This is a genomic window from Sulfitobacter mediterraneus, assembly GCF_016801775.1.
Taxonomy (GTDB): domain Bacteria; phylum Pseudomonadota; class Alphaproteobacteria; order Rhodobacterales; family Rhodobacteraceae; genus Sulfitobacter; species Sulfitobacter mediterraneus_A.
This window is the reverse complement of sequence record NZ_CP069004.1, coordinates 1976851-1996690: the sequence shown is the minus strand read 5'-3', so window position 1 is coordinate 1996690 and position 19840 is coordinate 1976851. Positions and strand designations below refer to the sequence as shown.

The following is a 19840-nucleotide window of genomic DNA, read 5'->3' as shown; positions in this document are numbered from 1 at the left end:
CCATGGCATTGTCCCGCAGGACAGGTGCGCGTTTTCAGGGGTCGATCTGGCCGGGATTTGTGGATGCAATGACTGGCCTTTTGCTGGTCCTGATGTTTGTTTTGACAATTTTCATGATCGTGCAATTCGTTCTGACCGAACGGATCACAGGACAAGAAACCGAGCTGGACGCGCTGTCTGGCGAAGTGGCTGCCTTGGCGCAGGCTTTGGGGCTTGAGGAACGGTCCAATGCGCAGCTCGAGGCCCGTCTTGGTGCGCTTAATGCGTCATTGCGTGACGCGCAGGGCGAGCTGACCGAGCAATCGGCGTTGATCGCGGCCTTGACGTCCGAGCGGGATCAGCAGGCAGAAAACCTGCGGGCTGCGCAAAGCCAGATCACAGGTTTTGAGGCGCAGGTTGCCGCGCTTTTGGCGGAGCGCGACGGGGCATTGACGCAGATCGGCGCATTGGAGACACGCCAGTCCGAGTTGCTGGACCGGCAGCAGAGCTTGCTTGATGAACAAGAGGCCCTCAATCTGGCATTGGCGGCCAGCCGAAGTGAAATCGATGCTCAAGAAGAAGCTGCGCGATTGGCTGCTGCCCGGCGTGAGGCACTTGATGCATTGGTTGCCGATTTGCAGGCGCGCAACGCCGAGGCGCAAGAGCAAGTGACAGCGCTGCAGGGGCAAATCGCAGAAACCACCAAGGCTCTGTCAGAGGAAGAGGCGGCAAAACTGGCCGAAGCTGCAGCCGCAGAGGCGCTGAGGGCAAAGTTGCAGGATGCGGATGCCGAGCTGACGGCAATGACGCTGGCGCTGGAGGCCAAGCGAAAGGAAGCCGAAGAAACCCTGACGTTGCTGGCGGCAGCGCGGGCGTCGCAGTCTGAACTGGATGACCAGTTGATCAAAGCTCTGATCAGCCTCCAAGCTGCGGAAACTGCGGCAAAGGTTGGTGAGGATGCGCAGGCCGAGGTAGGGCGGCTTCAGGGAGAATTGACCGTTTTGCGGGCCGAACTGGACCGGGCCCGCGCGGCCGGGGCTGACACGGAGCTGACGTTGACGGCGCAAGGCGATGCGCTGCGGGCGGATCTGGCGGCGGCACAGGGGCAGATTGCGCAACTGGAACAAGACCTTGAAACCAGCCGTGCCCGTTTGAGCGCAGACCGTGACGCGCTGCGTGAGGAGTTGGCGCAGGCGCGGGTCGATATCGCAGTGTTGGAGCAGGCCTTGCAGGACAATCAGACGGTTTTGGAAACCGACCGCGCAACGCTCCGCGCGCAATTGGCAGAGGCACTGGCGGCGAAGATTGCGGCGCAGGCATTGGCCGAGGACAACAGCACCGATGCACAGAAACAGGCGGCATTGGTCAGCGCCGCGCAGGCGGCCTTGGCCGAAGAAAAACAGATCAGCAGTGAGGCGCAGCGCCAAACCGAACTTTTGAACCAACAGGTCGCGGCCTTGCGCACGCAACTTGGCGATCTGCGTGCCTTGCTGGATGACGCTGAACTACGGGATGCGGCAAAGACCCTGCAATTGGAATCGCTAGGCTCAGATTTGAACACCGCGCTGGCCCGTGTGGCCGCCGAAGAAAGCCGCCGCGCAGCCCTTGAGGCCGCGGAACGGGCGCGACTTGAAGCAAAAGCCAAGGATCTGGAACAGTACCGTTCAGAGTTCTTTGGGCGTCTGCGCGACGTGCTTGGCAATCAGGATGGTGTGCGAATCGAAGGGGACCGGTTTGTGTTTTCTTCCGAGGTTTTGTTCCCACCCGGCGGCGCGGTTTTGTCTGATGACGGGCAGGCCGAGATCGCCAAAGTGGCGCGAATTCTGCAATCGGTTGCGGATGACATCCCGCCCGAAATTGATTGGGTGATCCGCGTGGACGGGCACACCGATAACGTCCCGCTGTCGGGGCTAGGTGAATTTGCAGACAATTGGGAGTTGAGCCAGGCGCGGGCTTTGTCGGTGGTGAAATACATGATCTCTGCTTTGGGTATCGCGCCGGACCGGTTGGCCGCCAACGGGTTTGGTCAGTATCAGCCGGTTGCGGCTGGCGACAGCGAAGAGGCACGGGCGCAGAATCGCAGGATTGAACTGAAGTTCACCGAAAAGTAACGGATCAGTCCTGAATGGTGGTGGTCCAGGTCTGGCTGTCGATCACAGCACCATCCCGGATGAGGGCGGCACGTCCTGCATAATCGCCTGATGGCCAAGGGGTGCGGCGGCGTTTCTGCCCAATGGCGCGGAAGGCTTGGGCTTTTGCTTTGTCGAAGCTGTGGCGCTTGGACAGACGCAAGCCATTTGGGCCAGTGATGGAGATGTCCAGAATATCGCCTTTTCGAAAGCCAAACCCAAAGGAGAAAGCAACGACATTTTCCGATTTTCTGGATAATTCGCTGCTGGCCGTGCCCGCCTTGACCTGAGAATAATCGGGCACCTGATCGGTAAACCCAGACAAGAGCAAGCCGCCCGCGCGATAGGGTGGCGGATCCCGCCAGAGGGTGTGGGATGGCGCAGTGGCGCAGGAAGTTTCCCCGTTTGGCACAAATGGATCAATCTGATTGCCATCCTTGCGCACCGATAAATGCAGATGTGGAAAGGCCGCCCTACCGGACATTCCAACCTCTCCAAGAGGGGTGCCAACGGCGACCCGATCCCCCTTTGCAATGGCCAGAGATCCGCGTTTGAGGTGGCAATATTGGGTTTCCCAACCATCCGCATGGCGCAGCACCACGCCATTCCCGCATTCGCGGCCTTTGACCTCTTTGGCGTTGGCCTGCGAATAGACCTGATCTGCCATGCCATCGCGCAGCCCGACCACCACACCGGGCGCCGCTGCCAAGACAGGCACGCCCCGTTTCATCATGGCGAGGTGAGGCAGGGCAAAGTCGGTGCCTTTGTGGCCATCATAACTGAGCCCGGAACAGCGGTAATCCTGCGCCGTTTCGCTTGGATCATGGTCTACATATTGCTGAATATAGCAGGTCTGTCCGAGATCGCAGTCAATCGGCAGTTCCAAAAGAAACCCCTCCGCCAGTGCAGGACCGGCGAAGGGGGTTAGCAGGGCCAACAGGCCCCGCAAAATCATTCCGCAGTCAGCAGCGGTGGTTTGTCGCCAGAGATCCGCGGCTTTTCAAGGCCGAGAATGGTCAGGTCCAGTTCACCTTTTTTGACGCCGACCTTCACAACACCGCCCTTGGCGAGCGAGCCAAACAGCAGCTCTTCCGCCAAAGGTTTTTTGATGTGTTCCTGAATCACGCGGCCCAAGGGACGGGCGCCCATTTTGTCATCATAGCCTTTATCGGCCAGCCATTCGGCGGCTTTCTTGCTGAGCTCGATGGTCACGTTGCGGTCCATCAATTGCGCTTCGAGTTGCAGCACAAATTTCTCGACCACGCGCAGGATCACTTCCTTCGGCAAGGCGCCAAAGCTGATCACGGCATCCAGACGGTTGCGGAATTCCGGTGTGAAGGTCCGCTCGATCGCAGCGGTGTCCTCACCTGTACGGCGATCCCGGCCAAAGCCGACGGCCTCTTTCGCCTGTTCTGCAGCACCGGCGTTGGAGGTCATGATCAGCACCACATTGCGGAAATCAACGGTGCGTCCGTTGTGATCCGTCAGGCGGCCATTATCCATCACCTGCAACAGGATGTTGTAGACATCAGGGTGGGCTTTTTCCATCTCGTCGAGCAGCAGGACACAATGCGGATGCTGGTCAACGCCATCGGTCAACAGCCCGCCTTGGTCAAAGCCGACATAACCGGGAGGCGCACCAATCAGGCGCGAAACGGCGTGTTTTTCCATGTATTCGGACATGTCAAAGCGCAGCAATTCCACACCAAGGGTATCGGCCAATTGCTTGGCAACCTCGGTCTTCCCGACGCCTGTCGGACCGGCGAACAGGTAGTTGCCGATGGGTTTTTCCGGCTCCCGCAGGCCCGCGCGCGCCAATTTGATGGCGGAGGAAAGCGCCTCAATCGCGGTATCCTGACCAAAGACCACCCGCTTGAGCGAGGTTTCGAGGTCTTTGAGCACAATCACATCATCCTTGGAGACATTCTTGGGCGGGATGCGGGCGATCTTGGCGACGACGGCCTCTACCTCTTTGGTGCCGATGGTCTTGCGGCGTTTGGAGGCAACAACCAGATGTTGCGCCGCGCCAGCCTCGTCAATGACGTCAATGGCGCTGTCGGGCAGCTTGCGGTCGTTGATGTAGCGATGCGCCAGTTCAACGGAGGTTTTGATCGCATCCGAGGTATATTTGACCGAATGGTGATCCTCGAAATACGGTTTCAGCCCGCGCAGGATTTTCACCGCATCTTCGACGGAAGGCTCATTCACATCAATTTTCTGGAACCGGCGCGACAGGGCGCGGTCCTTTTCAAAGTGCTGGCGGAACTCCTTGTAGGTGGTGGAGCCCATGGTGCGCAGCTTGCCACCTTGCAAGGCAGGTTTCAGCAAGTTTGAGGCATCCATTGCCCCGCCAGAGGTTGCGCCAGCGCCAATCACGGTGTGAATCTCGTCGATGAACAGAACAGCGTCCTTATGTTCTTCCAACTCGGTCACAACCGCCTTGAGCCGTTCCTCAAAATCACCGCGGTAACGGGTGCCAGCCAGCAATGCGCCCATGTCGAGCGAATAGATGGTGGTGTTTTCCAGAACTTCCGGGGTTTCGCCAGCGACGATCTTGCGGGCCAGCCCCTCGGCAATGGCGGTTTTACCAACACCGGGATCACCCACCAGCAGTGGGTTGTTCTTGCGGCGGCGGCACAGCACTTGAATGCAGCGTTCGACCTCGTCAGAGCGGCCAATCAGCGGATCCACGTCACCGTCACGGGATTTGGCATTCAGATCCACGCAATATTTGGCCAGCGCCGATTCTTTTTTCTCACCCTCGGTGACGCCCTGCGGCTCTTCCTCGTGCTCGGGGGCACCGGACAGGGGGCGGGCCTCGCCATAGGCGGGGTCTTTTGCAACACCGTGGGCGATGTAGTTGACCGCGTCATAGCGGGTCATTTCCTGTTCCTGCAGGAAATAGGCGGCATTGCTTTCGCGTTCGGCAAAGATCGCGACCAGCACATTGGCGCCGGTCACTTCGGTCCGGCCCGAGGATTGCACATGGATCGCGGCGCGTTGGATCACCCGCTGGAACGCGGCGGTGGGCACCGCCTCGGAGCCGTCCACATCGGTGACAAGGTTGCTGAGATCCTCATCGACAAATTCGTTCAGGGTGTCGCGCAATTCGTCTGTGTCGACGGAACAGGCTTTCATCACCTGCGCGGCATCGGGTTCATCAATCAGTGCCAACAGCAGATGTTCCAGCGTGGCAAATTCATGGCGGCGGGCATTGGCCAGCGCAAGGGCTGCGTGGATTGCCTGCTCAAGTGTAGTCGAGAATGAAGGCACGGGCGTGCTCCTTTTCGATCGGGGCCGGCGGAGTTCTGTGGGATAACAGACCCCGGTCCGACCATGGCCTCATAGTATTAGAGTTTGGTTGATCGTGGCCGGTCTTCAAGCGTTTTCTTGAAAAAGACGCTCACTTTTGCCGTGATCGGTGCGTTTTGGCCATTTAAGCCGGGTTTAAAAACTGTCTTTGCGCTTGCGAATTTCCGTAAAAACAGCGGCATCCGTGGCATCTTGCATCCCCAGGGTTGCGCGGATGCCAGGATCGGCGGGGCGCAAAAAGGGATTGGTTTCAAGCTCGGTTGAAAGTTTCGAGGGAACAGTCGGCAACCCCTTTTCTCGGGCCGCCTGAATGTCGTTTGACCTAGATATAAGGGCTGCGTTGTCGGGATCAACCGTGAGCGCAAATTTCGCGTTTGAGGCGGTATATTCATGGCCCGAGCAGATAACCGTCTCGGCGGGCAGGGCCATCAGCTTTTGCATGCTGGCCCACATCTGGTCTGGCGTGCCTTCAAACAAGCGGCCGCAGCCTAGCGCCATAAGACTGTCGGCGGTAAAGGCAACACCGGCCTTGGGGACATATAGGGCGATATGACCGATGGTATGACCGGACACATCCAGCACCTCTGCCTGCAATGCCCCCAGCGATACCGTATCACCTTCGGACACAGCCAGATCGAGTTTGGGCAAGCGGTGCGTATCGGCCTTGGCGCCAACCACCTTGGCCGGATGAACCGCCAGCAGATCGGGCAGGCCGTCAATATGATCCCAATGGTGATGGGTTAGCCAGACCTGCGTTGCGGACCAGCCGCGGCCTTCCAGCTCTTTCAGGATCGGGCCTGCTTCCGGCACGTCGATCACCGCAACTTCGCCGCTGTCATGATCGCGCAACAGATAGGCGTAATTGTCGGACAGGCAGGGGATCGTGATCAGATCATAGGGCATGGTGTCTTACCTCGGTGGTGCGTACTATGACGACAGAGTGTCACTCACCAAGGCGGGCTGCAATGCATCTTGATGTACAAGATTTGCGGAATTTCTATTATCGCAGTGCGCTGGGACGTGCGGCACAGAAAAGCATGCGCAGCCGGTTGTTGGAATTCTGGCCTGAGGCCAAGGGGCAGACGGTGGTCGGCTTTGGCTTTGCTGCACCCTTGTTGCGGCCCTATCTGAAAGACGCCCGGCGGGTGATCACTCTGATGCCCGGGCCGCAGGGGGTGATGCCCTGGCCGGCGGGCATGCCGAACACTTCCGTTTTGACCGAAGAAACGCTTTGGCCGATAGAGACCGGTCATGTGGACAAGCTGGTGCTGCTGCATGGGCTTGAGACCAGCGAACGCCCCAGTGATCTGCTTGAGGAATGCTGGCGGGTGCTGGGGCCGGGGGGCAGGGCGCTGTTTATCGTACCGAACCGGGCCGGTCTTTGGGCGCGGCGGGACCGGACCCCGTTCGGTTATGGGCGGCCCTATTCGCCCGGCCAGCTTGAGACCCAACTGCGCAAGCATCAGTTCTTGCCAGAGCGGCACATGGGTGCCTTGTTCCAGTTTCCCTCCCAGCAACGTGTCTGGATGAAATCGGCCGGATTGTTTGAGAAAGTCGGGCGGCATATGCCAACGATGATGGCAGGCGGCGCGTTTATGGTCGAAGCGACCAAACTGGTATACCCGCCCAAAGGCAAGGTGGAACGGCGCACGGCGCGGCGGGCAATTGAAGTGCTTGAAGGCATGGCCGAACCCACAGCCAAGCCAATATAGACCCGCCCCGACATTGATCTGGCGCAAAGAAAACCCCGCTGGGGCATGCCAAGGTTCAGCCCAACACTGAATCAAAGGGGATAGCGATGTTACAGATCAGCCAGCGCAAAGTGGCGCAAATCATTCTTTATGGTCATGAGATCGAACGCGGCGAAGCGGAGCTGCGCGGCTTTCTCGAAACCCTCAATGACGAAGAACTGCACAGCCTTGTTGCCGTGATGTGGATCGGACGGGGCAGCTTTGAGCCCGATGATCTGGCCGAGGCAATGGCCACCGCCGAACGCGAGGCCAGCATTCCGACACCCGACTACCTTTTGGGCTCTCCGCACTTTTGCGACCACCTCGAAAGCGGGATGGAGGCTCTGGGCCTGTCGGTTGCGGACGCGGAAGAAGATTTGCTGTAACCAAAGCGAGAAATGCGCGGCATGTCCGAGAAGGCCCGGATGCGCCGTAAACAGACAAACAGACCCTGGGCGGCGGGTGTAAGAATCGCGCAACCTCGTTATTTTTAAGCAACATTGAGGGATTTACAGGTGGACAAAGCGCCGCATGTGCCGCTGACCCCATAAAATAAAGCGATAGGGACTCTTCGTCGGGGCGTGATACAGTGTTGCGGGGCGGAACCCTGTCTGCTACATCGCCCCTGATTTAGACGTCTTGAACCGTTTCAAGCCGCGCCAACACTCCGGTGACGCGACTTCCTTCGCATACCGGAACTGACTGTATGAGAGGATGGACGTGTCCGAAACAGCATCAATTTCCACCGGCATCGCGCAACGCTATGCCGCTGCCGTTTACGATCTGGCGAAAGAGACCAAGAAGGTCAAAGCCATCGAGACCGACCTTGAAGGTCTGTCCGCGGCGCTGACAGAGAGCGAAGATTTCCGCAATCTGATCCATTCCCCGATCTACAGCCGCGATGAACAGGCAAATGCCGTTTCCGCGCTGGCCAAGAAAATGAAACTGTCGCCGATGATGGGCAACACGCTGGCGCTGATGGCGCAAAAGCGCCGCCTGTTTGTTTTGCCGCAGTTGGTCAAGACACTGCGCGATCTGATCGCTGCCGACAAAGGCGAGATCACCGCCGAAGTTACATCGGCCAAGGCGCTGACCAAGACACAATCAGACAAACTTGCCAAATCGCTTAAGGCGACGACCGGCAAAACCGTAACGCTCCAAACGACCGTGGATGAAACCCTCATCGGCGGTATTGTCGTCAAAGTGGGCTCCAAGATGATCGACACCTCGATCCGCTCGAAGCTCAATTCCCTACAGAATGCAATGAAAGAGGTCGGATAAATGGGTATCCAAGCTGCAGAGATTTCTGCGATCCTGAAAGACCAGATCAAGAATTTCGGTCAAGAAGCAGAAGTGGCCGAAGTTGGCCGCGTGCTGTCCGTCGGTGACGGTATTGCCCGTGTTTACGGTCTGGACAATGTTCAGGCTGGTGAGATGGTTGAATTCCCCGGCGGTATTCAGGGTATGGCCCTGAACCTCGAAGCGGACAACGTTGGTGTTGTTATCTTCGGTTCCGACCGTGACATCAAAGAAGGCGACACCGTCAAGCGCACGAACTCCATTGTGGACGTGCCAACAGGTGACGCACTTCTTGGCCGTGTTGTTGACGGTTTGGGCAACCCAATTGACGGCAAAGGCCCGATCAATTCCAAGACCCGCGGTCTTGCCGATGTGAAAGCGCCCGGCATTATCCCGCGTAAGTCGGTGCATGAGCCAATGGCGACTGGTCTCAAATCCGTTGACGCGATGATCCCGATTGGCCGTGGCCAGCGCGAATTGATCATCGGCGACCGTCAGACCGGTAAAACAGCCGTGGCGCTGGACGCCATGCTGAACCAGGCACAGGTGAATGCCGCCGCCGGTGACGACGAGAGCAAGAAAATGTACTGCGTGTACGTTGCGATTGGTCAAAAGCGTTCCACCGTGGCGCAGCTGGTCAAAAAGCTCGAAGAAGCTGGCGCGATGGAATATTGCATCGTTGTCGCTGCCACCGCGTCGGAGCCTGCACCTATGCAGTTCCTTGCGCCTTATGCCGCCACCGCAATGGCAGAGCACTTCCGCGACAATGGCCGCCACGCTTTGATCATCTACGATGATTTGTCCAAGCAGGCTGTGTCCTATCGCCAGATGTCCCTGCTTCTGCGTCGCCCACCAGGGCGTGAAGCCTATCCTGGTGACGTTTTCTATCTCCACTCCCGCCTGCTGGAACGTTCGGCCAAGCTGAACGAAGACAACGGCGCCGGTTCCTTGACGGCTCTGCCGATCATCGAAACCCAAGGTGGTGACGTTTCCGCGTTTATTCCAACCAACGTGATTTCGATCACCGACGGTCAGATCTTCCTGGAAACAGAACTGTTCTACCAAGGTATCCGTCCTGCTGTGAACACCGGTCTGTCGGTTTCGCGGGTTGGCTCTTCGGCCCAGACCAAAGCGATGTCTTCAGTTGCCGGTCCGGTGAAACTGTCCTTGGCTCAGTACCGCGAAATGGCGGCCTTTGCCCAGTTCGGCTCCGATCTGGATGCCGCCACTCAGCAGCTGTTGAACCGTGGTGCCCGCTTGACCGAGCTGATGAAACAGCCGCAGTACGCCCCACTGTCCAACGCCGAGATCGTTTGCGTGATCTACGCCGGTACACACGGCTACCTCGACAAGCTCGACGTGGCGCAAGTGGGCCGCTGGGAACAGGGTCTGCTGGCGCATCTGCGCGGCAAGCACGCCGACCTGCTCAAGGACATCACCGACAACGATCGTAAGGTGAAAGATGAGCTGGAAGACAAAATCAAAGCTGCGCTCGACTCTTACGCCGCTGACTTCGCTTAAGGAGAGATAAGCCAATGGCAAATCTCAAGGACCTTAAAAACAGGATCTCGACGGTCAAATCGACCCGCAAGATCACCAAGGCCATGCAAATGGTTGCCGCGGCGAAACTTCGCCGCGCGCAGGAAGCTGCCGAAGCCTCACGCCCCTATGCCGAACGGTTCAACGCCGTGATGGCGGGGCTTGCGGCCTCCGTTGGCGGATCTGACAGTGCCCCCAAACTGCTAAGCGGTACAGGGTCAGATCAGGTTCAGCTTTTGGTCGTCATGACGTCCGAACGCGGGCTGTGCGGTGGTTTCAACACCAACATCGTCAAATTGGCCAAAGCCAAGGCACAAAAAGTGCTGGCAGCGGGCAAACAGCTGAAGATTCTGACCGTTGGCAAAAAAGGCCGCGATCAGCTGAAGCGTGAATTTGGCACCTATATGATCGGTCACGTGGACATGTCCGAGGTGAAGCGTCTGGGTTATGCCGATGCGCAAAACATCGCCAAAGACGTCCTGGCGCGGTTTGATGCTGGCGAATTCGACGTGGCGACGCTGTTCTATGCGAAGTTCGTCAATGTGGTCAGCCAAATCCCGACAGCCCAACAGATCATCCCGGCGGAATTCGAAGATGCCGGCGAAGATGCGGGCGCCTCGACGCTGTTTGACTACGAGCCTTCTGAAGAGGCGATCCTTGCGGATCTGCTGCCACGCGGTGTTGCCACTGCGATCTTCTCCGGCTTGTTGGAAAACGCAGCATCGGAGCAGGGCGCGCGGATGTCCGCGATGGACAACGCCACTCGCAATGCGGGCGACATGATCGACAGTTTGACGATCCAGTACAACCGCTCGCGTCAGGCCGTCATCACGAACGAGCTGATCGAAATCATTTCCGGCGCGGAAGCGCTGTAAGCAATATCGGAGAAACGACATGGCAAAAGCAGTCGGCAAAATTACTCAGGTCATCGGCGCCGTCGTTGACGTGCAGTTCGAAGATAATCTTCCTGAGATCCTGAACGCCCTTCACACAGAGAACCAAGGCAAGAACCTTGTTCTCGAAGTGGCGCAGCACCTTGGCGAAAACACCGTTCGCGCCATCGCGATGGACGCCACAGAAGGCCTCGTTCGCGGCGCCTCTGTAACCGACACAGGCGCACCGATTCAGGTGCCCGTTGGCAAAGGCACATTGGGCCGTATCCTGAACGTGACCGGTGATCCGGTTGACGAAAAGGGCCCGGTTGACGCAACAGACAGCCGCGCCATTCACGGCGATGCGCCTGCGTTCGAAGCGCAGTCCACCGAAACCGAGATCCTGACAACAGGCATCAAAGTGATCGACCTGCTGGCCCCCTACACCAAGGGCGGTAAAATTGGTCTGTTCGGCGGTGCCGGCGTTGGCAAAACCGTTTTGATCATGGAACTGATCAACAACATCGCGAAGGTGCACTCCGGTGTGTCCGTGTTCGCCGGTGTGGGTGAGCGGACCCGTGAAGGGAACGACCTTTACCACGAAATGATTGAATCCGGCGTTATCGTTCCTGATAACCTGCCAGAGTCCAAAATTGCTCTGGTCTATGGCCAGATGAACGAGCCTCCAGGCGCACGTATGCGTGTGGCCCTGTCCGGTCTGACATTGGCCGAACAGTTCCGCGACGAATCCGGTTCAGACGTTCTGTTCTTTGTGGACAACATCTTCCGCTTTACACAGGCCGGTTCCGAAGTGTCCGCCCTTCTGGGCCGTATTCCCTCTGCTGTGGGTTACCAGCCAACGCTGGCCACCGACATGGGTGCGATGCAGGAACGTATTTCCTCGACAAAGAACGGTTCGATCACATCGGTTCAGGCCGTATACGTACCTGCGGATGACCTTACTGACCCTGCGCCAGCGACATCCTTTGCCCACCTCGACGCGACTACCGTTCTGGACCGTGCAATCTCGGAAAAGGGTATTTACCCTGCTGTGGATCCGCTTGGCTCCACCTCCCGTCTGCTCGATCCGCTGATCATCGGCGAAGAGCACTACAAGGTTGCCACAGACGTGCAGCAGGTTCTGCAGCGCTACAAATCCTTGCAGGACATCATCGCGATCCTCGGCATGGACGAACTCAGCGAAGAAGACAAACTTGCCGTGGCCCGTGCCCGTAAGATCGAACGCTTCCTGAGCCAGCCTTTCGACGTTGCGAAAGTGTTTACCGGTTCCGACGGTGTTCAGGTGCCTCTGGAAGACACAATCGCGTCCTTCAAAGCGGTTGTGGCCGGTGAATATGACCACCTGCCAGAGGGCGCCTTCTACATGGTTGGCGGCATCGACGAAGTGAAGGCGAAAGCCGAGAAAATGGCAGCAGACGCCGCCTAATCAGGAGCCTTACTCATGGCAGACACGATGCAATTCGATTTGGTGTCGCCCGAGCGGCGGCTGGCCTCGATGGAGGTCACTTCGGTACAGATTCCCGGTGCGGATGGCGATATGACGGCGATGGAGGGGCATGCCCCCACCATCACCACGCTGCGCCCCGGCGTTCTGACAGTAGACGGCCCGGATGGGACACAAGCCTATGTTGTGACCGGCGGTTTCGCCGAAATCAGCAGCCGTGGTGTGTCGGTTCTGGCCGAGCGTGCCGTGGTTAAGGGTGACATGACCCAAGACCAGCTCGATGAGATGGTTGAAGAGGCCAAGACCACCTATGCCAAAGCCAAAGAGGCTTTTGCAAATGAACCCGGCCCCGTGGATGACGCAGCCAAGCTGTTGTCGGATATGGTCGCAATGGGCGATGAGATCGGTCTTTCGGCTAAACAGCCAAACCTCTGATCTGGTTACAATAGTATTAAAGAGGCCTCGCGAAAGCGGGGCCTTTTTGCTTTGCTGCACCCGCAAAATCCGCCAGTATGCACGCACAACTGGAATGCCGGGCACCGTCTGAATTATGAAAAAACTACGCAGTCATCTTATTGGCGTGGACAGCGGAGATGTTGTCCTGTTTTCCGACTATGAAAACGGCGGCGACATGTGGACAGGCGAGGGCCAGCGCGAGCGACGCAAACAAATCGTCTTTTCCGAAGCGTTCAAATCTCCCCCCAGTGTTCAGGTGTCGCTGTCGTTGTGGGACGTGGATGCTGCGACGGTCATGCGCGCCGATATCGCCGCAGATGCGGTGACAGAGACCGGTTTTGACATGGTGTTCCGCACGTGGGGCGACACCCGTGTGGCACGGGTGCGCATGGCGTGGTCGGCCATTGGGGAACTCTCTGAAGACGACGATTGGGACGTTAGCTGATCAGGCGATCAGTTGCCCGCGTACATGCCATCATAGATCGGGCCCAGCGTGTCCTGCTCAAACAGCGACGAAACGGATGTGCCGTTCCAGATATTCAGGATTGCCTGGGCAAAGACCGGTGCCGTTGGCACGATGCGGATGTTGGCGGCATTCTTGACCTCGGCAGTGGGTTGAATGCTGTCGGTGATGACCAGCGATTTCATAACAGAGTTTGTCACCCGTTCCACGGCGGGGCCGGACATTACGCCGTGGCTGATGTAGGAATGCACTTCCTTGGCCCCATTTTCGAGCAGCACTTCGGCGGCTTTGCACAATGTACCAGCGGTGTCACAGATGTCATCCACGATCAGACAGATCTTGCCTTTCACATCACCGATGACGGTCATCTCGGCGATTTCGCCGGGTTTTTCGCGGCGTTTGTCGACGATAGCCAGCGGGGAATTGATCCGCTTTGCCAGTTCCCTTGCGCGGGCCACGCCGCCCACGTCAGGGGAGACGATCATCAACTCGTCCATGCGCTCTTTGAATGTGTGTTTGATATCGAGGGCGAACACCGGTGAGGCATAGAGGTTGTCCACTGGAATATCGAAAAAGCCCTGAATCTGTGCGGCGTGCAGGTCCATCGTCAGAACCCGTTCAATCCCGGTACCAACCAGCATGTTTGCCACCATCTTGGCGGTGATCGGTGTCCGCGCCTTGGTGCGGCGATCCTGACGGGCATAGCCGAAGTATGGCAGTACCGCTGTAACCCGCGCCGCAGATGACCGGCGCAGCGCGTCGGCCATGATCAGCAGTTCCATAAGGTTGTCGTTGGCCGGGTTCGAGGTTGGCTGAATAATGAACATATCCTCGCCGCGCACGTTTTCGAACACCTCGACAAAAATTTCACCGTCGTTGAACCGCTCGACCCGCGCATCGACCAAACCTACGTTGACCCCCCGGTGCAGCGACATGCGCCGCGCGATTGCCTTTGCCAGTGGCATATTGGCGTTGCCTGAAATCAGTTTGGGTTCTGAGCGGGTGGGCATTGGGGCAGTCTCCGAGTGGGGCGTAGATGACAGATTCGTGACGTTGACACCACCTAGCATGGCCTTACGGTGCCGCAAAGCAGCTCAACCCAGAAGGAGAGCCAAATGATCCAGATCGACTATTTTTTTGCCACTCTGTCCCCTTATTGCTACCTCGCGGGCACCCGCCTTGAAGAGGTTGCCGCCAAACATGGGGCGACCATCAATTACAAGCCGTTTGATATCGTTTCGGCCTTTGGCCGGACGGGGGGGACACCGCCCAAAGACCGGCACATCAGCCGGATCGAATATCGCGCGCAGGAACTGGTCCGGCAGGCGAAGAAGCTGGATATGCCGTTCAATCTCAAACCTGCACATTGGCCGACCAATGGGGCACCCGCCGCCTATGCCTTTATCGCTGCCCAGAATGCAGGCGGTGGTGATTTGGGCCAATTGGCGCATTTGATCACCCGCGCCGTTTGGGCCGAGGAAAAAGACATCGCTCAAGACGACGTCATACGCGCCTGTCTGCAAGAGGCCGGATTTGATCCTGCATTGGCGGACAGCGGCATGTTGGTCGGGGCCGAAACCTATGCCCGCAACCTAGAAGAGGCAGTGGAGCGCGGGGTCTTTGGCGCGCCGTTCTATTTCGTGGGTGATCAACGGTTCTGGGGACAGGACCGCATCGCGGATCTTGATGCCCATCTGGCAGGCGATCTGTGACAGCCCAAGCGGGGTTTATCCCCCATGTGAGCACGCTTGGATCCGGCCCGCGCCGGGTTCTTGCCTTGCATTGCACGTTGGCTTTTGGCGGGGCGTGGGGCGGTATGGTCAAGCAGCTTGGCGAAGACCTGACCTTTGTCGCACCCGACATGCCCAGCCATGGCCGCAGCGTTGATTGGGATCAGCGCAGCAGTTTTGCAGATACCGTGCTGGCGGCGTCTTTGTCGGTGATGGATGATGCCCCGATGGATGTGATCGGTCACTCCTTTGGCGCGGCTACGGCCCTGCGCATGGCGGTACAGCATCCCGCAAGGGTCCGAAGTATCACTTTGATCGAGCCGGTGTTTTTTGCCGTAGCGATAGCCGACGCGCCAGAAACCATGGGAGATCACGACGGGCGGGCACAACCTTTCGTGGACGCCATGCAAGCGGGTGACCCCGCGCTTGCTGCCCGTTTGTTCAACCGAATGTGGAGCGAGGCAGGCACGTGGGATCGCTTGCCAAACCGCACCCGCGCCGCCATGACCCGTGCCATCCACGTGGTACCGGACACCGATGCGTTTCTCTATGACGACCTCTGCGGACTGCTGGAACCGGGGCAGCTTGATGCGCTGTCGGTGCCAACCTTGCTGATCCGCGGCGAACAGGCATTGCCTGCCATTGCAGCGGTGAATGACGGGCTGTGCAAACGCATCCCCGGCGCGGTTCAGTCGACTATTGCCGGGGCAGGTCACATGGCCCCGATCAGCCATCCGGCAGAAACGGCAGAAGCATTTGCCAGCTTGCTCGAACGGGCCTGATTGGCGATTAGAACTGGCTCAGAAACTGGTCGATTTGCTCTTTGCTGATGGACCAGTCGCAGACCATCCGCGCGGCAAGCAAGCTGTCCTCTGGTCCATCAAGCGGCCCGTCCCATAGGTAATATTTGGCCCCGGCCTCATGCAGCTTGCGGTGAATGGCGCGTGGGAAACGCGGGAACAGCATATTGGCCTGCGGCGCGTGCAAAAACTCTGCCCCGGCCTTGCGCAACCCTTCAGCCAAATAGGCCGCATTGGCATTGGCCTGCTGCGCGGTCTCGCGCCACAGATCACCCTGCAGGTATCCAGCCATTTGCGCGGACAGGAACCGGTGCTTTGAAAACAGATGCGCCCCGCGCTTGCGGCGCAGTTCAAATTCCCAGGCCTTAGCCGGATCGAAGAACACAACCGCCTCAACACCCATGCAGCCGTTCTTGGTGCCGCCAAAGCTGACAACATCCACACCCAACTTCCATGTCATCTCGGCGGCAGTGCAGTTCAGCGCCTCGGTCGCATTGGCGAACCGTGCGCCATCCATATGCACCGGCAATTCATGCGTCTTGGCCACATCTGTCAACGCCCGTAGTTCTTCCAGGCTGTGTACTGATCCGCGTTCGGTCACTTGGGTGATCGACACCGGGCCAGGCTGGGCGGAATGTACATCGCCCGCCGTGCGGGCCGTGATTGCCGCTTGCAAGCTCTCAGGCGTCATCTTGTCGTCGGTCGGAATCACCGTCAGCTTGGCTGCACCTGCGTAGAACTCCGGCGCGTTGCACTCGTCTTCGTGAATATGGGCAACTTCGGAGCAGAAAATAGTTTGCCAAGGCTGGCAATAACAAGCGAGCGCCAGCGCATTGGCCGCTGTGCCCGTTGCCACGAGATAAACCGCCGCCTCTGGCGCTTCAAACACCCGGCGGATCTCGGTGCGAACCTCATCCATGATCGGATCTTTACCATAGGGCATTGCGTAATCAGTGTTGGCCGCGATCACCCGCTCCATCACCTTGGGATGCACTGGGCCTGCATTGTCAGAGGCAAAAAACATCAGGTCGGTTCCTCGATAATATGGTCTTCCCATTCCTCGAACGGGGTGTCGAATTCTGAAACGGTCCCACCCTGCACGCTGATCCCGGCGTCGTGTACCGATTGGGCGGTGCCGCTGATCAAAGGATGCCAAGCGGGCAGGGGCTTGCCCTGCCACAGCAACCGATAGGCGCAGGTCTGCGGCATCCAATAGGCGTGGCTGTCCATGTTGTCCGGGCGCAGCACGATGCAATCGGGCACAAACTGATGGCGGTTTTCGTAATGCACACAGCGGCAGGTCGCATCATCCAGCAGGCGGCAAGCCACACGGGTCAGCGCCACTTCGCCGCTGTCCTCATCTTCCAGCTTGTTCAGGCAACATTTCCCGCAGCCATCGCAAAGCGCTTCCCATTCTGTCGGGTTCATCTCGGACAGCGGTTTCTTTTCCCAAAACCTCGGGGTCAGGCCCTTGCGCACGATGGGATCGCTCATAGGGCGTCCAGAATGCTGCGGGCTTTGGCACAATCGGCATCCATCTGGGTGATCAGGGCATCAAGGCTGTCAAAGTTCTCTTCACCGCGCAGATGTTCGACCAAGGCGATGGACAACGGCGTGCCGTAAAGATCGCCTTTGAAGTCAAAGATATAGGTTTCCAGATTGGCGGTGTTCTCTCCAAACATCGGCCGCACGCCGATGCTTGCCGCGCCTTGATAGCTGCCCTTGTGTGGACCTTCCAAAACATCGACGAGCACCGCGTAAACGCCAAAAGCAGGCGGGTGGATGTCATCAATGGACATATTCGCCGTGGGAAAGCCCAACTCGCGCCCGCGCTGTTCACCAGTGATCACCGGCCCGTCCACGCGGTGCCAATGGCCCAACATCGCGGCCGCCTCGCGCGGCTTGCCATCGCTGAGCGCCTTGCGGATCGCGGTGGAGGATACGGTCTGTGCTCCGGTTTCCAAAAGCGGGGCAATCGTCACGCCAAAGCCGAAAGTCTCGCCAAAGGTGACAAGGTCCTTCGCGCTGCCCGCGCGGCCTTTGCCAAAACAAAAATCGGCCCCAACCACCACGTGGGCAATGCCCAGCCCATCCTTAAGCACATCGCGGGCAAATTCTTCGGGCGTGAGGGAGGCCAGTTGCGTGCCAAAGTTCAGCTCGTAAAGCAGATCAATGCCAACCTTCTCCAACCGATGCGCCCGCGCATCGCGGCTCATCAGGCGAAAGGGCGGCGCGTCGGGGGCAAAAAATTCCCTCGGGTGCGGCTCAAAGGTGATCACGCCCAGCGGTGCATCGGGGGCGGCGTTGCGGGCCAGATCGATCACGGACATATGTCCCTGATGTACGCCGTCAAAATTGCCAATCGCGGCGGTGGCACCGCGGTCGCTTTGTTCTACAAACTGATGGTCTCGGATGATCTTCATAGATCATTGCCTAGCGGCCACGGCCCGCAGTGGCAAGCACTGGACCAGCTTCATTTGGTCCAAAAACTTCCGGGGGAATCGCGGCTTGCCGCGATGGGGGTTGGCCCCCTTGCCGGATCAGTCGAACTTGCGCGACGGTGCCAGTACCGTGGCTTCGCCGATCAACACCTTCTTGCCATCCACAGCACAATGGCAATCCATTTTCACCCGGCGTTTGGCGAACTCAATGTCGGTGACCTTGACCTCGGCATAGACCATATCACCGGGGCGCACAGGGCCAAGAAATTTGAGCGATTGACCCAGATACACGGTGCCATGACCGGGCAGTTGTTCTCCGATCACCGCAGAGATCAATCCGGCGGTCAGCATCCCGTGTGCGATCCGGCCTTCAAAGATCGTGTCCTGGGCATAGTCATCATCCAGATGCACCGGGTTCCGGTCCGTCGAGATCTGCGCAAACATTTCGATATCAGCGTCGGTCACGACCTTACGCAGATAGCGGCTCATGCCGATTTCGATGTCTTCGATACAGATCGTGCCGCGCGGAAGGTTGTCCAACATACCCCATCCTCTGAGTAATAAAATGCCGTTCGGAGCATCTCCGATGCAACTTAATTACTTTGCAGGCGCAGAAAATCAAGGGGAAAATGACTAGCGCAGGAACCCGATTGAATAGGTCGGAGAGGATTTTTCTTTTTCCAGATAGTCATTTAGCGCATCTGGGTCAGGTTGTCGCAGAGTTTTTGTTTCCGCTGCGGCAAGGCCGCCTGTGATGAACAGAGAATCAATATCTTCGCCAATCGCACCGCGAATGTCGGTCAGGATGCCATCGCCGATGGCCAAAATCCGGTCGTCTGACACAACTTTGCCCAGTGCAGACAGCCGCCGCCGCGCCAGATCATAGATCGGCGGATGCGGTTTTCCGAAATACAGGCTCTCGCCGCCCATCTCCGCATAGAGCTTGGCCAGCGCCCCGGCGCACCATTCGCGTTGGTGGCCACGATCCACCACGATATCAGGATTGGCGCAAAGCAGTTTCAAACCCATCTGTTTGGCCATCAGGAACTGTGGGCGCATCACATCGGGGTCCGCATGCGGATCTTCCGGGCCGGTGCACACAATACCTTCAGCCTCAGCCAGCGGCACCTGTTCGATCGTCATCGGATTGTCGAGCAGGTGCAGCGGCTGGAAGAACTTTTCCTCACCCGGTTGGCCAATGAACCAGACCTTTTGCCCGACGACCCCCTGAAACATGGCGGAGCGGGCGGAATCGCCTGAGGTTGCAATTGTGTCCCATGCGTCATCCGGCACACCGAAATGCACCAGCTGTTTCTCGACGCCGGCGCGGGGGCGGGGAGAATTGGTGACCAACACGACCTTGCCGCCAGCCTTGCGATAGGTCTGAAGAGCCGCGACCGCATCGGGCAATGCTTTGACCCCGTCGTGCACACAACCCCACAGATCCACAAACAGCGCATCATATTGCGCGGAAATCTCGGCGAGGGTGTCAACTATGCGTGTCATCAGAAGGCTCCAACTGGTTATGCAGCAGACTTAGGGGATAATGCCGCGTGATGGAACCAGCGATGCGGTGGCGGAGTGGCCCCCGATTCGCCCTTTGAGCACAATTGCGCCTTAATTTT

Annotated in this window: 20 protein-coding genes; 11 read left to right on the top strand and 9 right to left on the bottom strand. The window is 58.3% G+C overall.

Features of this window, described 5'->3' with window-relative positions; genetic code table 11:
* Positions 1-2: 2 nt before the first annotated feature.
* On the top strand, positions 3-2090 hold the full coding sequence (locus JNX03_RS09735; RefSeq protein WP_203208885.1) for a peptidoglycan -binding protein: 2088 nt from the start codon (positions 3-5) through the stop codon (positions 2088-2090).
* A 4-nt stretch (positions 2091-2094) separates the two neighbouring features.
* Here JNX03_RS09735 and JNX03_RS09730 read toward each other — a convergent pair whose 3' ends face one another.
* The 3 genes from JNX03_RS09730 to gloB all read right to left on the bottom strand — a co-directional run bounded on the left by JNX03_RS09730 (position 2095) and on the right by gloB (position 6323).
* A complete protein-coding gene (locus JNX03_RS09730; protein WP_231024253.1) occupies positions 2095-3045 on the bottom strand; it encodes a M23 family metallopeptidase in 951 nt (316 codons plus the stop codon).
* A gap of 14 nt (positions 3046-3059) precedes the next feature.
* On the bottom strand, positions 3060-5381 hold the full coding sequence (gene clpA, locus JNX03_RS09725; RefSeq protein WP_025047909.1) for an ATP-dependent Clp protease ATP-binding subunit ClpA: 2322 nt from the start codon (positions 5379-5381) through the stop codon (positions 3060-3062).
* 174 nt (positions 5382-5555) lie between these two features.
* A complete protein-coding gene (gene gloB, locus JNX03_RS09720) occupies positions 5556-6323 on the bottom strand; it encodes a hydroxyacylglutathione hydrolase (RefSeq protein WP_203208883.1) in 768 nt (255 codons plus the stop codon).
* 62 nt (positions 6324-6385) lie between these two features.
* On the opposite strand from gloB, the gene JNX03_RS09715 reads away from it, so the two are divergent.
* From JNX03_RS09715 to JNX03_RS09680, 8 genes are all read left to right on the top strand, one after another.
* Entirely contained in the window at positions 6386-7132 is a 747-nt protein-coding gene (locus JNX03_RS09715) for a methyltransferase domain-containing protein (protein WP_203208882.1), read from the top strand.
* 86 nt (positions 7133-7218) lie between these two features.
* Positions 7219-7536, top strand: coding sequence for a DUF3775 domain-containing protein (locus JNX03_RS09710; RefSeq protein ID WP_203197486.1), 318 nt, complete (start codon positions 7219-7221; stop codon positions 7534-7536).
* 334 nt (positions 7537-7870) lie between these two features.
* The gene (locus JNX03_RS09705) at positions 7871-8431 is read left to right on the top strand and encodes a F0F1 ATP synthase subunit delta (RefSeq protein WP_203208881.1); all 561 of its coding nucleotides are present in this window, start codon (positions 7871-7873) and stop codon (positions 8429-8431) included.
* Complete coding sequence (atpA, locus tag JNX03_RS09700) at positions 8432-9970, top strand: F0F1 ATP synthase subunit alpha (protein ID WP_203208880.1); 1539 nt, start codon at positions 8432-8434, stop codon at positions 9968-9970.
* Positions 9971-9984: 14 nt separating this feature from the next.
* Positions 9985-10863 carry a F0F1 ATP synthase subunit gamma gene (locus JNX03_RS09695; RefSeq protein WP_203208879.1) on the top strand — a complete coding sequence of 293 codons (879 nt, stop codon included), beginning with the start codon at positions 9985-9987 and terminating at the stop codon, positions 10861-10863.
* 19 nt (positions 10864-10882) lie between these two features.
* Positions 10883-12307 carry a F0F1 ATP synthase subunit beta gene (gene atpD / locus JNX03_RS09690; protein WP_203208878.1) on the top strand — a complete coding sequence of 475 codons (1425 nt, stop codon included), beginning with the start codon at positions 10883-10885 and terminating at the stop codon, positions 12305-12307.
* A gap of 15 nt (positions 12308-12322) precedes the next feature.
* Positions 12323-12760, top strand: coding sequence for a F0F1 ATP synthase subunit epsilon (locus JNX03_RS09685; protein ID WP_025047901.1), 438 nt, complete (start codon positions 12323-12325; stop codon positions 12758-12760).
* Between the two features lie 115 nt (positions 12761-12875).
* Positions 12876-13226, top strand: a complete 351-nt coding sequence (locus JNX03_RS09680) for an H-type lectin domain-containing protein (protein ID WP_203208877.1) — start codon at positions 12876-12878, stop codon at positions 13224-13226.
* 8 nt (positions 13227-13234) lie between these two features.
* Here the strand turns inward: JNX03_RS09680 and JNX03_RS09675 are convergent, their stop codons facing one another.
* Positions 13235-14254, bottom strand: coding sequence for a ribose-phosphate pyrophosphokinase (locus JNX03_RS09675; RefSeq protein ID WP_203208876.1), 1020 nt, complete (start codon positions 14252-14254; stop codon positions 13235-13237).
* Positions 14255-14359: 105 nt separating this feature from the next.
* Between JNX03_RS09675 and JNX03_RS09670 the strand changes: the two genes are divergently transcribed.
* Positions 14360-14956 carry a 2-hydroxychromene-2-carboxylate isomerase gene (locus JNX03_RS09670; protein ID WP_203208875.1) on the top strand — a complete coding sequence of 199 codons (597 nt, stop codon included), beginning with the start codon at positions 14360-14362 and terminating at the stop codon, positions 14954-14956.
* Entirely contained in the window at positions 14953-15756 is an 804-nt protein-coding gene (locus tag JNX03_RS09665) for an alpha/beta fold hydrolase (RefSeq protein ID WP_203208874.1), read from the top strand. The genes JNX03_RS09670 and JNX03_RS09665 overlap by 4 nt, the downstream gene beginning before the upstream one ends.
* A gap of 7 nt (positions 15757-15763) precedes the next feature.
* Here JNX03_RS09665 and JNX03_RS09660 read toward each other — a convergent pair whose 3' ends face one another.
* The 5 genes from JNX03_RS09660 to JNX03_RS09640 all read right to left on the bottom strand — a co-directional run bounded on the left by JNX03_RS09660 (position 15764) and on the right by JNX03_RS09640 (position 19721).
* A complete protein-coding gene (locus JNX03_RS09660; protein WP_203208873.1) occupies positions 15764-16798 on the bottom strand; it encodes a threonine aldolase family protein in 1035 nt (344 codons plus the stop codon).
* Positions 16798-17268, bottom strand: a complete 471-nt coding sequence (locus tag JNX03_RS09655) for a YcgN family cysteine cluster protein (RefSeq protein ID WP_203208872.1) — start codon at positions 17266-17268, stop codon at positions 16798-16800. Before JNX03_RS09655 ends, JNX03_RS09660 begins: the two co-directional genes overlap by 1 nt.
* Positions 17265-18197, bottom strand: coding sequence for a bifunctional riboflavin kinase/FAD synthetase (locus JNX03_RS09650; protein WP_203208871.1), 933 nt, complete (start codon positions 18195-18197; stop codon positions 17265-17267). Before JNX03_RS09650 ends, JNX03_RS09655 begins: the two co-directional genes overlap by 4 nt.
* Positions 18198-18314: 117 nt before the next feature.
* Positions 18315-18758: a MaoC family dehydratase gene (locus JNX03_RS09645; RefSeq protein ID WP_025047893.1), complete on the bottom strand. Its 444-nt coding sequence runs from the start codon at positions 18756-18758 to the stop codon at positions 18315-18317.
* 90 nt (positions 18759-18848) lie between these two features.
* A complete protein-coding gene (locus JNX03_RS09640; protein ID WP_203208870.1) occupies positions 18849-19721 on the bottom strand; it encodes a TIGR01459 family HAD-type hydrolase in 873 nt (290 codons plus the stop codon).
* Between the last annotated feature and the right edge of the window lie 119 nt (positions 19722-19840).